This is a genomic window from Pseudorhodoferax sp. Leaf265 (assembly GCF_001422365.1).
Taxonomy (GTDB): Bacteria; Pseudomonadota; Gammaproteobacteria; order Burkholderiales; family Burkholderiaceae_C; genus Pseudorhodoferax.
The window spans coordinates 279,183-292,110 of the sequence record NZ_LMMT01000040.1 but is presented as its reverse complement, the minus strand read 5'-3'; the positions used below and the strand labels follow the sequence as shown (position 1 = coordinate 292,110).

Here is a 12,928-nt window from a genome sequence, read left to right as displayed (position 1 = left end):
AAGTTCAGGCGGTGATGTCCGCCGCCTGCGTGCGGATCCAGCGCCGGAACGCGGTCAGCGGCGGGTACCAGGCCCGGTTCGCGGCGCAGGCCAGGTAGTAACGGCCGGCGCTGCGGCTGCGCACGTCGACGGCCGACACGAGTTCGCCGCGCGCCAGCTCCTGCTGGAACAGGAACTCGGGCAGCAGAGCTACGCCCAGGCCGGCCGCGGCGGCCTGCATGGCGGTGGCGAACTGGTCGGTGCTCATGCCGGTGCCGCCGCCGAACACCAGGCCCTGGGCGCCGAACCAGTCGGCCCAGGCCTGTGGCCGCGATGCCAGGTGCAGCAGCGGCGCGGCCAGCAGGTCCGCCGGCGTCGCGAAGCCGTGCTGTGCCTTGAGCGCACGCGAGCAGGCCGGCACCACGGTCTCTTCGAACAGGAAGTCGAGTTCGGCGCGCGGCCATTCGGGCGTGCCGTAGTGCAGGGCGGCGTCCACGCCGTCTGTCTCCATGTTGAAGGGCTCCAGCCGCGTCACGAGGTTCAGCGTCACGCCGGGGTTCTTCTGCGTGAAGTCGGGCAGCAGGGGCGCCAGCCAGCGCGTGCCCATGGTCGGCAGGATGGCCAGCGTGAGCGTGCCGGCGCCGGGGCTGGCCTTGAGCCGCAGCGTCGCGTGCGAGATGGCGCGCAGGGCCTGGCGCAACTCCTCGGCATAGGCCTCGCCGGCGGGGGTCAGGCGCACGGTCTGGCGTTCGCGCGCGAACAGTTCCACGCCGACGATGTCCTCCAGCGCACGGATCTGCCGGCTCACGGCGCTCTGGGTCAGGCTCAGCTCCTCGGCGGCAGCCGTGAACTTCTGCAAGCGCGCGCAGGCCTCGAAGGCCACCAGCAGGCCCATGGAGGGGAGGTATTTCCGTGCATGCATGAACTCGTGGGCGGTGGGAGCACCCGCCGGAGCCCGGGACTGCGTGGCTTCTGGGAGAGAAAAACTCTCGCGGTGCGCGTGATTCTAACGATGCCCAGCCTACGTGTTTCCCGCAATGATTCATTCCATATACGAATGAACTTCTTCCGAAACATTGATTGCTCTCAAGACCGCTTGTCGGAAACATCCGTGTCTTCGCGGCGTGCTCCCCGGGGCCACGCCACCCATTCCCGAGACCCTTGCCGATGACCCGTTCCCTCCTGACCAAGACCTCCACGCGCAAGCAGTTCCTCGCCACGCTGGCACTGCTGGCCACCGGCCTCGCCACCCCGGCCTTCGCCCAGGGCGATTACCCGAACAAGCCCATCAAGCTGGTCGTGCCGTTCTCGCCGGGCGGCAACACCGACCTCATCGCGCGCATGCTGGCCCAGGGTCTGGGCGAGCAACTGGGCCAGCCCGTGATCGTGGAGAACCTGGCGGGCGCCAACGGCTCCATCGGTGCCAGCCGCGTCGCGGGCTCGCCGAACGACGGCTACACGCTGCTGTTCGGCACGGCCGGCACCCAGGCCATCAACCAGAGCCTGTACCGCAACCTGGGCGAGAAGAACCTCTCGGACTACGAGTACATCGCGCTCGTGACCAGCATCCCCAACGTGCTGGTCGTCAACGAGAGCAAGACACCCGTGCGCACGGTGGCCGATTTCGTGGCGGCCGAGCGCAAGCGCGGCGCTGGCCTGAGCTACGGCTCGCCGGGCACGGGCTCGACCGTGCACCTGTCGGGCGAGCTGTTCAAGACCGCCACCAAGCTGGATCTGCTGCACGTGCCCTACAAGGGCAGCGCACCGGCACTGACCGACCTGATGGGTGGGCAGATCGACTTCATCTTCGAGAACGTGACGCCGGCCCTGCCGTTCGTGCAGTCGGGCAAGCTGCGCGCGCTGGCCGTGACCTCGGCCGAGCGCCTGCCGGCCCTGCCCAATGTGCCGACCATGAAGGAGAGCGGCTACCCCGACTTCGTGACCGCCACCTGGAACGGCGTGCTGGCGCCCAAGGGCACGGCGCCGGCCGTGCAGAAGAAGCTGCAGGACGCCGTCCTCAAGGTGGCCGGCAGCCCCGACTTCAAGACGCGCGTGGGGGCGCTGGGCGGCGAGGTGCGCCTGATGGACACCAACGCCTTCCGCAGCTTTGCGCATGCGGAGTACCAGCACTGGGGAACCATCATCAAGAACGCCGGCGTGACAGTGCAATGAGCACGGTGATCGAGACGCTGGCCGGCATCGTCGGCGCGGCCCATGTGCTGACCGGCGAGGATGCGTCGGGCTACGAGCAGGACTGGCGCCGCCGCGCCCAGGGCCGGGCGCTGTGCGTGGTGCGGCCCGGCTCCACGCGGGAGGTCGCCGCCGTGGTGCAGGCCTGCGCCGCCGCGCGCGTGTCCATCGTGCCGCAGGGTGGCAACACGGGCCTGGTGGCCGGCTCCGTGCCCGACGATACCGGTACGCAGGTGGTGCTGAGCCTGCGCCGCATGGCGGCCGTGCGCGCCGTCGACGCGCACAACATGACCATCACGGTCGAGGCCGGCTGCATCCTGCAGACGCTGCAGGAGGCGGCCGATGCGGCCGGCTTCCTGTTCCCGCTGAGCCTGGGCGCCGAAGGCAGCTGCACCATCGGCGGCAACCTCGCGACCAATGCCGGCGGCACCCAGGTGGTGCGCTACGGCAATGCGCGCGAGCTGTGCCTGGGCGTGGAGGTCGTCACGGCCCGGGGCCAGGTCTGGGACGGCCTGGCCGGCCTGCGCAAGGACAACACGGGCTACGACCTGCGCGACCTGTTCGTGGGCAGCGAGGGCACGCTGGGCATCATCACGGCCGCCACGCTGCGCCTGTACCCCAAGCCGGCGGCGCAGCTGACGGCCTGGGCGGCCGTGCCCTCGCTGGAGGACGCCAACCGCCTGCTGGGGCTGGCGCACCAGCAGTTGGCGGCCGGCCTCACGGGTTTCGAACTCATGAACCGGTTTTCGCTGGGCCTGGTGGACCAGCACTACCCGCAGCTGCGCGTGCCGATGTGGCGTGACACCGCCTGGTGCGTGCTGCTGGAGGTCTCGGACCACGAATCGGAGGCGCATGCGCGCGGCTTGTTCGAGCGCCTGCTGGAATCCGCATTCGAGCAGGGCATCGTGGCCGACGCCATCGTCGCCGAGAGCATGAAGCAGGCGCACGACCTCTGGCACATCCGCGAGAGCATCACGCTGGCCCAGGTCGAGGAGGGCTTCAACATCAAGCACGACATCTCGATCCCGGTCTCGCGCATTCCCGACTTCGTGCGCGCGGCCGATGCCGCACTGCTGGCGGCCGTGCCGGGCGTGCGCTTCGTCAACTTCGGCCACCTGGGCGACGGCAACCTGCACTACAACATCCAGGCCCCGGCCGGCGGCGACTCCAGGGCCTTCGTGCAGCAGCACGAGGCGCAGATCACGGGCATCGTCTACGACACCGTGAGCGCGTTCGGCGGCTCGATCTCGGCCGAGCACGGCATCGGCGAGCTCAAGCGCCACAAGCTGCCGCTGCACAAGTCGCCCGTGGCGCTGGACCTCATGCGCGCGGTCAAGACCGCCTTCGATCCGCTGGACATCCTGAACCCGGGCCGCGTGCTGGCGCGCCAGGACTGAGCCCTTCCCACTCTTCTCTTTCCCTCTTCATGCCAACGTTTGCCCATGCGGACCAGATCCGCGACCAGTTCTCCCGGTCCATGTCGGCCATGTACAAGACCGAGGTGCCGCAGTACGGCACCTTGCTCGACCTGGTGGCGGACATCAATCGCACGACGCTCGCGCAGGACGCCGCCCTGCGCGGCGCGCTGGAAGCCGCCGACGAGCTGCGCCGCCTGGACGTGGAGCACCACGGCGCGATCCGCCTGGGCACGGCCCGGGAACTGGCCGACATGCGGCGCATCTTCCGTGTCATGGGCATGTTCCCGGTCGGCTACTACGACCTCTCGGTGGCCGGCGTGCCCGTGCATGCCACGGCATTCCGCCCGGTCAGCGACGACGCCCTGCGCAGCAACCCCTTCCGTGTGTTCACCTCGCTGCTGCGGCTGGAGCTGATCGCCGATGCGGCGCTGCGCGCGCAGGCCGAGGCCATCCTGGCCCGGCGCGCCATCTTCACGCCGCGCGCGCTCGAACTGACTGCGCTGGCCGAGGAAGCCGGCGGTCTGACCGAGGCCCAGGCCGCAGAGTTCGTCCAGGAGGTGACGCAGACCTTCCGCTGGCACAGCGAGGCCACCGTGCCCCATGCGACCTACCGCCAGCTGCACGGCGCCCACCGTCTGGTGGCCGACGTGGTCTCGTTCAAGGGTCCGCACATCAACCACCTGACGCCGCGCACGCTGGACATCGACGCGGCCCAGGCCGAGATGCCGCGCCGGGGCATCGCCGCCAAGGAGGTGGTGGAAGGCCCGCCGCGGCGCAAGCACGCCATCTTGTTGCGCCAGACCAGCTTCAAGGCGCTGGAAGAGCCCATCGTCTTCGCCGAGGACGGCGCCGACGGCTCGCACACCGCGCGCTTCGGCGAGATCGAGCAGCGCGGCATGGCGCTCACGCGCGCCGGCCGCGCGCTGTACGACCAGCTGCTGGCCGGCGTGCGCTCGATGCAGGGCGCGGGCAGCGCCTCGGCCGACTACGGCGAGCGCCTGGCCGCCGCATTCCAGCAGTTCCCCGACGACCTGGACGAGCTGCTGGAACGTGGCCTGGCCTTCTTCCGCTGGCGCGTGCTGGATGCCGACGGCCTGGCCCGCGTGGCCGCGAGTGGCGCCGCGTTCGACCTGCAGGCGCTGCGCGCGCAGCGCCTGGTGGCGGCCAGCCCCATCGTCTACGAGGACTTCCTGCCCGTCAGCGCGGCCGGCATCTTCCAGTCCAACCTGGGCGGGGCCGAGCAGAAGAGCTACGCCGCCAACGCCGCCCAGGAGGCCTTCGAGGCCGCGCTGGGTGCGCCGGTGGCCGATGAGATCGCGCTGTACGAACAGAGTCAACAGGCCTCGATCGACGCCGTGCGCGCGCAATACCAGGCCGTGCTCAGCCGCTGATGGCGACCTGGTTGCGGCCCTTGCGCTTGGCCTCGTAGAGTGCGGCATCGGCGGCCTTGAGCAAGGCCGGCTCGGTGTCCTGCTGGCCGGGCACCATGGCGGCCACCCCCAGGCTGATGGTGACCTTGCCGGCCACCACGGCCGCGTGCGGAATGTCCATGGCGGCCACCGCCATGCGCGCCGCTTCGGCCACCATGGTGGCGCCCAGCTGATCGGTCTGCGGCAGCAGCAGCACCATCTCCTCGCCACCGTAGCGCGCGACGAAGTCCTCGGGCCGCTGCACGGTGGCGCGCAGCGCCGCGGCCACGCGGCGCAGGCATTCGTCGCCCTCCACATGGCCGTAGTGGTCGTTGTACTTCTTGAAGTCGTCCACGTCCACCATGACCACGGCCAGCGGGCTGCCGTCGCGCTGGGCCTGGCGGAACACGCGCGCGAAGCGCCGGTCGAAATAGCGCCGGTTGGGCAATCGGGTCAGATCGTCGATGCGGGCCAGGGCCGCCAACTGCTCGTTGGCCTGGGTCAGTGCATCGCGTGCATCGCGCAGGCCGGCCTCGGCCCGCAGGCGTTGTTCCATGGTGCGGCGCGTGTAGGCGCCGGCGCGCTGCAGCAGCAGGCACAGGAACGCGACCCAGACCGTCTGCAGCGCCGAGTTGATGCGCCAGTTGGCCAGCACCTGGCTCTTGCTGGCTGCCACCGTGACCTGCAGGGGGTAGTTGCGTGCATGTTCGAAGCTGATGAGCCGCACCACGCCGTCCAGCGGCGAGCGCGCATCGACCGTGCCGGAGCGGTGCGTCGCCAGGAAGGTGGTCACGTCCGAGGGCGGGAGCGGCTTGCCGATGTCGGCATCGATGGAGGGGTTGCGCGCCACCATGCGGCCCGCCGCGGTGAGCAGGATCGCGCCTTCGCCCACGTCGAAGCGCTCCAGCACACTGCGCAGATGCGGCACGCTCAGCGTGGCCAGCGCCACGCCGGCGAATTCGCCGTCGATGCCGTTGAGCCGGCGCGAGACCGGCACGATCCACTCGCCGGACGAGCGGCTCAGGATCGGCGGGCTGATCAGCGTCGACGCGCTCGGGTTGTCCCGGTGGTGGATGAAGTAGGCGCGGTCGGCGTTGCTCCAGCCCGGATCCCATTGCGGCACCGATGTGGCGACCCAGCCGCCCCGCGCGTTGTAGACGAACAAGCCCTTGAGTTGCTCCGTGCGCGCCACGTGGTTGACGAGCAGCGGCTGCATGGGCTCTAGCGCGGTCGCAGAGAGGTCCGTGCGCTCGAGCTCGTAGACCAGGCCGTCCAGGATGTGGTCGGCCTCGGAGACCGCCGCTTCCATGCGCTCCGTCACGGCGCGCGCGAGGTTGGTGCTGGCCAGTTGCGCCTGGGCGATGGCGTGGGCGCGCGCATCGATGATGAGCCAGACGTTGGTGGCCAGCAGTGCCAGGCAGACGAAGACCACCATCCAGCGCGCACGCCGGATCGGGTCGCGTGCCGGCGCAGGGGCGTCCGGTGGCCGGCCCAGGGGGGCAAGGTCGCTGAAGCCCGATGGCGGGCCCGCGTGGACTTGCGACGGTGGCTGAACGCCTGGTGGGGTGGACATGTCCAGTGCTGCGCAAGGGAGGCACCAACGGCCGAGGGCGTAGAAGATGGCCGCCGAGGTCGGATTCGCTCAATCAGCGCGCGCTGGTTGGCATGTTATCGCACAAAAAATGTAGCAAGTGAGTGGGGTGATTCCGCGCCGACCCCTGGCGTTGGGGTGGGCGAGCGCCATTCGTCCGGCGAACGGCGCCACCTGTTCACGGATTCGCCTGCTCTTCGCAATGCGCAGATATGTCCGTGGAATAGTTGGCTTTCGTTCGGAAGGTGCAACCAGATACTGCGCGCCCATGGACATCGCGCCCGGAATCATGGCGGTCATCGCCCGCAGCAGCCACGAAGCCAATGTGGGTGTGCTGGTGCACGTGCTGCGTCGCTACCAGGCGCAGGTGCCACTGCCGCCGGGACAGGCCTCGGGCTGGTGGGTGATCACCTCGCGCACGCCGTTGATCGCGTTCACGGCCGACCTGCCCGAATTTGCGCTGTGGTCGCCCGACGGGAAGGATGTGCTGGCGCGCAGCGACGACCTGCTGGCACTGCGCGGCCACGACGGCGAGCCCATGCGCTGGCGCCGTGCCCGGCCCAGCGACAGCGATCCGTCCAAGCTGCGCAAGCCGGCGTTGCGCGGTGGCTCCAGGCTCGGGCGCTAGCCTGGGCTGCGCGGGTGCCGCGCTGGGCGACGCGGCTTCAGGCCTGCAAGGGGTCGTACCGGGAGACGACCCAGGGACGTCCTGAAAATTCCTTGGGTTCCCTGTGTCCCTCGGCCTGGGCCTGGGCGCTGGCGATCTCGGCCAGCGGCGCCAGCACAGGCGCCAGGGCCTCGACCTCCTCGAACGCCTTCATTCCCAGCAGCAGGAAGGCCGGCGTCAGGCGGTTCGCGTCGTGCAACTGGAGCAGGTGGGCGATCAGGTCGGACGCCAGGTCGTCCAGTTCGGCTGGCACGGCGATGGTGCCGAGCAGGCTTTGACAATGTTCAAGGCGGGCGCGGATGTCGGGACTCTGCATGTGGCCAGTGAATGTAGGTGCCGGCGCGCCGGGTCGTCCGGGCCGGGGCCGCCTGCGGTCGCCCGGATGCCACCGTTGGGCGAGGCATGCCGTCCGCAGGACCGTCTTCAGCGCAGCCGGACCCAGCGCAGCTCGACCATGTCGCTGGGCCACTGCACCGCATGCACCTTCCTGGCCAGCGCCCAGTTCAGCGTGCGCCGGTAGAGCGGCACCAGCGGCAGTTCCTCGTGCACCAGCCGCAACGCGGTGGCCACGAGCGTGCGGCGGTGCTCCGGGTCGGGTTCGACGCGGATCTGGTCGATCAGCGCATCGAGCTTCGGGTTGCTGTAGCGGCCGGCGTTGAAGCTGCCCAGGCCGCTCGGGTCGTGGCTGCGCAGCAGGGCGTTCAGCGACAGGTAGGGGTCCATGCCGGGCGTCCAGCCGAACTCCATGAAGCTGGCCTGGCCCTGGCTCAACTTGGGGAAGAAGACGGTCGAGACGCTGCTGCGCAGCCGGGTGCGGATGCCCACCTGCGTGAGCATCGCCGCCATGGCTTGGCAGACGTTCTCGCGCCAGGCCACGTTGACGCAGTCCAGCGTGACGGCGAAGCCATCGGGGTAGCCGGCCTCGGCCAGCCGCTGTCGCGCCAGCGCCGGGTCGTAGGGCAGGCGCCGGTCCAGTTCGGCCGGCACGCCGTCCAGCAGCGGCGACAGGAAGGCGCCGGTGGCCTGGGCCTGGCCGCGCAGCACCTTGTCGACGATCAGCGGCACGTTCAGCGCGTGGTAGACGGCCTGGCGCACGCGCAGGTCCTTGAAGGGGTTGCGGCCCTGGACGTCGCTGTCCTGCAGCTCGTCACGCGCCTGGTCGAAGGCCAGGTACTGCTGGCCCAGGTCGGCGATGCTGAGCACAGTCAGACGCGCGTCGTTCCTGAGCCGCGCAATGTCCTGGTAAGGCGGGTCCAGCACGGCGTCGACCTCGCCCGAGGTCAGCGCCGCCAGCCGCGTGGCGTCGGACTTGATCACCACGAACTGCGCCTGCTGCACGTTGCCGCTGCGGCTGTCCTGCCAGCCCCAGTAGCCGTCGAAGCGCTCCAGCGTCGTGCGGGCATCGGGCTCGTAGCGCAGCAGCCGGAACGGGCCGGTGCCGTTGGTGTTGCGGGTGGCGAAGGTCTCCTGCCTGGCGTTGAAGTCCTGCGCCGTCGTCACGCCGTGCTGCTCGCTCCAGGCCTTGTTCATCATGGCCACGCCGAACAGCTTCTCTGGCAGCAAGGCGTCGGGCGCGTCCAGTTCGATCTCGATGGCGAGCGGGTCCAGCACGCGCACGGCGCGCACGCCGCGCAACTGGAAGCTGCGCAGCGAAGGCGGTGCCATGGCACGTTCGAGCGAGAACTTGGCGTCGACGGCCGTGAACGCGCTGCCGTCGTGGAAGCGCACACCGGGCCGCAGCCGGAACTGCCAGCGTGTGGCTGCGGCGGCCCGCCAGGACAACGCCAGCGCCGGCTCCAGCCGGTAGCGCGCGTCGCGGTGGACCAGCGCGTCGTAGATCTGGGTGCTCACGCGTGCGTGGTACAGCAGCGCCAGCGCATGCGGGTCCATGGTCTGCGGGTCGAAGGCCGAAGCCACGCGCAGCGTCGCCGCCGGGGCGGTGCCCATGCACAGCAGCGTGCACAGGGCCAGCAGCCAGGTGCGCAGCCGCTGCATCCCCGGTCCGCCTTGGCGCGTGCGGTGGCCGCCTTCGAACGCCGAGGGCATGCCGACGCGGTGTCGCATCCGTGTGCGGGCCGCGCCAGACACCCGTCCGGCGCCTCGCCGGAAACCTTGCAAGTGCATGTTGAAAAGGCCTGTCTGGTGGCCTGCCCGGAGGGGATCGAACCCCCGACCCACAGCTTAGAAGGCTGTTGCTCTATCCAACTGAGCTACGGGCAGTGCTGAACATGCGCCATTCCTTGCTGCAGTTTGGTGCTGCGCTTGCGGAGCGCTGCGCAAATGGCGTTGGTGCGAAGGCCGCGATGATAGCGAAGTCGCTGGCGCGCGGCTGCGCATTGACACCCGGCGCGCCGCGCCGCTAGACTCGCCCCCGCTCCGGGGTGCACGTATGGCGTGCTGAGATGGCGAACCTGATCGCCGGAACCGCGAACTTGATCTGGGTCATACCAGCGTAAGAAGAGCTGCAGTGCTTGGGTGCCTGCGCACGTCCTCACGGTGTTCCGTGGCGTGCGTGCGTGCATTCCGGCCGATGCGGAGCAATCCATCCAACCCAAGGAGATTGCCCGCATGAACGCCCCCGACCGCCACGCCGTTCCCCTTGCCGAGCGGCTTGCGCTCACACGCGAACCGTTTCCCGGTTCGCGCAAGGTCTACCTCGAAAGTTCGCGCCCCGATCTCCAGGTGCCGCTGCGCGAAGTGCTGCTGACCAACGGCGAGTGCATCCACCTGTACGACACCTCGGGCCCCTACACCGACCCGGCGGCGGCCATCGACGTGCGCAGCGGCCTGCCGGCCCTGCGCGCGCCCTGGCTGGCCAGCCGCGCCGACACCGAGGTCTACGAGGGCCGCATCCGCCAGGCCCTGGACGATGGCGGCAAGGACGATACGCGGCTGGCCCAGCTGCGGGCGGAGGCCGCGGCCCTGCAGCGCCAGCCGCGCCGCGCCAAGTCTGGTGGCAACGTCACCCAGATGCACTACGCACGCCGCGGCATCGTCACGCCCGAGATGGAGTACGTGGCGCTGCGCGAGAACGGCCGGCGCGAATGGATGGCCGAATACCAGCGCGATGCGGGCCGCGAGCGCCGCCTGGCCGGCAACCCGCTCGGCGCGGCGCTGCCCAAGGGTCCGATCACGCCGGAGTTCGTGCGCGACGAGGTTGCACGCGGCCGCGCCATCATCCCGGCCAACATCAACCACCCCGAGGTCGAGCCCATGGCCATCGGGCGCAACTTCCTGGTCAAGATCAACGCCAACATCGGCAACTCGGCCGTCACCTCCAGCATCGAGGAGGAGGTCGACAAGCTGGTCTGGGCGATCCGCTGGGGCGCCGACAACGTGATGGACCTCAGCACGGGCCGCAACATCCACACCACGCGCGACTGGATCGTGCGCAACAGCCCGGTGCCGATCGGCACGGTGCCGATCTACCAGGCGCTGGAGAAGGTCGGCGGCGTGGCCGAAGACCTCACCTGGGCCATCTTCCGCGACACGCTGATCGAGCAGGCCGAGCAGGGCGTGGACTACTTCACCATCCACGCCGGCCTGCGCCTGCCCTTCATCCACCTCACGGCGGACCGCATGACGGGCATCGTCTCGCGCGGTGGCTCCATCATGGCCAAGTGGTGCATCGCCCACCACCAGGAGAGCTTCCTCTACACGCACTTCGAAGAGATCTGCGAGATCATGAAGGCCTACGACGTGAGCTTCTCGCTCGGCGACGGCCTGCGCCCCGGCTGCGCGGCCGACGCCAACGACGAGGCCCAGTTCGCCGAGCTGCGCACGCTGGGCGAGCTCACGACGCTTGCCTGGAAGCACGACGTGCAGACCATGATCGAAGGCCCGGGCCATGTGCCCATGCACCTGGTGCAGGCCAACATGGACGAGCAGCTCAAGCACTGCCACGAGGCGCCGTTCTACACGCTGGGCCCGTTGACCATCGACATCGCGCCGGGCTACGACCACATCGCCAGCGCCATCGGCGCGGCCATGATCGGCTGGATGGGCACGGCCATGCTGTGCTACGTGACGCCCAAGGAGCATCTGGGCCTGCCCGACCGCGAGGACGTCAAGCAGGGGATCATTGCCTACAAGATCGCCGCGCACGCGGCCGACGTGGCCAAGGGCCATCCCGGTGCGCGTGCGCGCGACGACGCGCTCAGCAAGGCGCGCTTCGAGTTCCGCTGGACCGACCAGTTCAACCTGGGCCTGGACCCCGACACCGCGCGCGAATTCCACGACGAGACCCTGCCCAAGGACGCCAGCAAGGTCGCGCATTTCTGCTCCATGTGCGGCCCCAAGTTCTGCTCGATGAAGATCACGCAGGAGGTGCGCGACTACGCGTCCAGCGGCATGGCCCAGAAGTCGGCCGAGTTCAAGGCCGGCGGTGGCGCGTTCTACATCCCGGTCGAGCGCAGTTGATGAAGCGCTTCGGCATTGCCGGCGCGGGCCTGTTGGGCCGGCTGCTGGCCTGGCGGCTGGCGCGCGCGGGTGCGCAGGTGCAGGTGTTCGACGCCGCGGCCGGCCCTGCGCCGGCCTTCGACGCGCAGGGCCCGGCCGCGTTCAGCGCGGCCGGCATGCTCTGTCCGCTGGCCGAGCGCGACCATGCGGACGCGCGCGTGGCCGCGCTGGGCTGGCGATCGATTGCGCTGTGGCGCGGCATCGTCGCGGCGCTGCCCGCGCCGCGGCCATTCTTCGCGGAGCGCGGCAGCCTGCTCGTGGCGCACCGCAGCGACCTGGCCAGCGCGCAGCGCGTGCTGGCGCGGCTGGCCGAGGAGACGCATGCCGCACCCGAAGCGCTGGACGCGGCCGCGCTCGTGCGGCTGGAGCCCGCGCTGCCGCCACCGGCCCATGCCTGGCTGCTGCCGAGCGAGGCGCAGATCGATCCGCTGGCGACCCTGGCCGCGCTGCATGCGGCGGCCGAGGGCGTCGTCTGGCATTGGCAGCGACCTGTGGCGCAGGCGCTGCCGGGGCGGCTGCAGTTTGCCGATGGCGGCCATGCCGACTTCGACTGCGTCATCGACGTGCGCGGGCTCGGCGCCGCGCCGAGCCTGCCGCTCCGCGGCGTGCGCGGCGAGACGGTCTGGCTGCACGCGCCCGGCCACGGCCTCACGCGGCCCCTGCGCCTTGTGCACCCGCGCCACCGTGTCTACCTTGTGCCGCGTCCCGACGATCTGCTGTTCCTGGGCGCGACCGAGATCGAGAGCGAGGACCGCTCGCCGGCCTCGCTCAAAAGCGCCGTGGAGCTCATGAGCGCGGCGCACAGCGTGCTGCCCATGCTGGCCGAGGCAAGAATCCTGCGGCTGGACCGGCACCTGCGGCCGGCGCTGCCGGACCACCTGCCGCGCACCGAGCACGAAGAAGGGCTGCTGCGCATCAATGGCCTGTTCCGCCACGGCTGGCTCATGGCGCCAGCGCTTGTCGACGATGCGCTGGCGCTGCTGCGCCAAGGGGCGGCCGGATGACGACGAACACCGTCTCCATCGTGCTGGACGGCCAGCCGCATGCGCTGGCCGCGGGCAGCACGCTGGCCGCGCTGGTCGACGCGCTCGGCCACCGGCCCGAGGCCGTGGGCACGGCCGTCAACGGCGTCTTCGTCGCCCGCGGCCACCGCCACGACGTCGCGCTGCATGCTGGCGATGCCGTCGTGCTGTTCCAACCCATCACCGGAGGATGA

General features: G+C 70.2%; 11 protein-coding genes, 1 tRNA gene and 1 riboswitch. Of the genes, 7 read left to right on the top strand and 5 right to left on the bottom strand.

Going from position 1 to position 12,928, the window contains the following annotated elements:
- Positions 1-4: 4 nt before the first annotated feature.
- On the bottom strand, positions 5-901 hold the full coding sequence (locus tag ASF45_RS32790) for a LysR substrate-binding domain-containing protein (protein WP_235581098.1): 897 nt from the start codon (positions 899-901) through the stop codon (positions 5-7).
- A gap of 245 nt (positions 902-1,146) precedes the next feature.
- On the opposite strand from ASF45_RS32790, the gene ASF45_RS32785 reads away from it, so the two are divergent.
- Genes ASF45_RS32785 through ASF45_RS32775 form a run of 3 tightly spaced genes read left to right on the top strand, consistent with a single transcriptional unit; the run spans position 1,147 to position 4,978 of the window.
- Positions 1,147-2,151 (top strand): tripartite tricarboxylate transporter substrate binding protein, encoded by a 1,005-nt coding sequence (locus ASF45_RS32785; protein ID WP_235581097.1) that lies wholly within the window; start codon positions 1,147-1,149, stop codon positions 2,149-2,151.
- Positions 2,148-3,566, top strand: a complete 1,419-nt coding sequence (locus ASF45_RS32780; RefSeq protein WP_056673661.1) for an FAD-binding oxidoreductase — start codon at positions 2,148-2,150, stop codon at positions 3,564-3,566. The genes ASF45_RS32785 and ASF45_RS32780 overlap by 4 nt, the downstream gene beginning before the upstream one ends.
- A gap of 29 nt (positions 3,567-3,595) precedes the next feature.
- Positions 3,596-4,978 carry a VOC family protein gene (locus ASF45_RS32775; RefSeq protein WP_056673658.1) on the top strand — a complete coding sequence of 461 codons (1,383 nt, stop codon included), beginning with the start codon at positions 3,596-3,598 and terminating at the stop codon, positions 4,976-4,978.
- Here ASF45_RS32775 and ASF45_RS32770 read toward each other — a convergent pair.
- A complete protein-coding gene (locus ASF45_RS32770; protein WP_082551406.1) occupies positions 4,968-6,569 on the bottom strand; it encodes a GGDEF domain-containing protein in 1,602 nt (533 codons plus the stop codon). The genes ASF45_RS32775 and ASF45_RS32770 overlap by 11 nt on opposite strands.
- A gap of 286 nt (positions 6,570-6,855) precedes the next feature.
- Here ASF45_RS32770 and ASF45_RS32765 point away from each other — a divergent pair, with 286 nt between their 5' ends.
- On the top strand, positions 6,856-7,215 hold the full coding sequence (locus tag ASF45_RS32765) for a hypothetical protein (protein WP_056673651.1): 360 nt from the start codon (positions 6,856-6,858) through the stop codon (positions 7,213-7,215).
- A gap of 37 nt (positions 7,216-7,252) precedes the next feature.
- Here ASF45_RS32765 and ASF45_RS32760 read toward each other — a convergent pair whose 3' ends face one another.
- From ASF45_RS32760 to ASF45_RS32750, 3 genes are all read right to left on the bottom strand, one after another.
- Positions 7,253-7,570, bottom strand: a complete 318-nt coding sequence (locus ASF45_RS32760) for a hypothetical protein (RefSeq protein WP_056673649.1) — start codon at positions 7,568-7,570, stop codon at positions 7,253-7,255.
- A 107-nt stretch (positions 7,571-7,677) separates the two neighbouring features.
- A complete protein-coding gene (locus ASF45_RS32755) occupies positions 7,678-9,249 on the bottom strand; it encodes an ABC transporter substrate-binding protein (protein ID WP_162244073.1) in 1,572 nt (523 codons plus the stop codon).
- 148 nt (positions 9,250-9,397) lie between these two features.
- Positions 9,398-9,474 (bottom strand) — tRNA-Arg (locus ASF45_RS32750).
- A 147-nt stretch (positions 9,475-9,621) separates the two neighbouring features.
- Positions 9,622-9,730, top strand: a riboswitch (TPP riboswitch).
- A gap of 92 nt (positions 9,731-9,822) precedes the next feature.
- Here ASF45_RS32750 and thiC point away from each other — a divergent pair.
- From thiC to thiS, 3 genes are read left to right on the top strand one after another with little or no spacing between them, the layout of a single operon-like run.
- Entirely contained in the window at positions 9,823-11,673 is a 1,851-nt protein-coding gene (gene thiC, locus ASF45_RS32745) for a phosphomethylpyrimidine synthase ThiC (RefSeq protein ID WP_056673641.1), read from the top strand.
- The gene (locus ASF45_RS32740) at positions 11,673-12,716 is read left to right on the top strand and encodes an FAD-dependent oxidoreductase (protein WP_056673638.1); all 1,044 of its coding nucleotides are present in this window, start codon (positions 11,673-11,675) and stop codon (positions 12,714-12,716) included. The genes thiC and ASF45_RS32740 overlap by 1 nt, the downstream gene beginning before the upstream one ends.
- Complete coding sequence (gene thiS / locus ASF45_RS32735; RefSeq protein ID WP_056673634.1) at positions 12,713-12,928, top strand: sulfur carrier protein ThiS; 216 nt, start codon at positions 12,713-12,715, stop codon at positions 12,926-12,928. The genes ASF45_RS32740 and thiS overlap by 4 nt, the downstream gene beginning before the upstream one ends.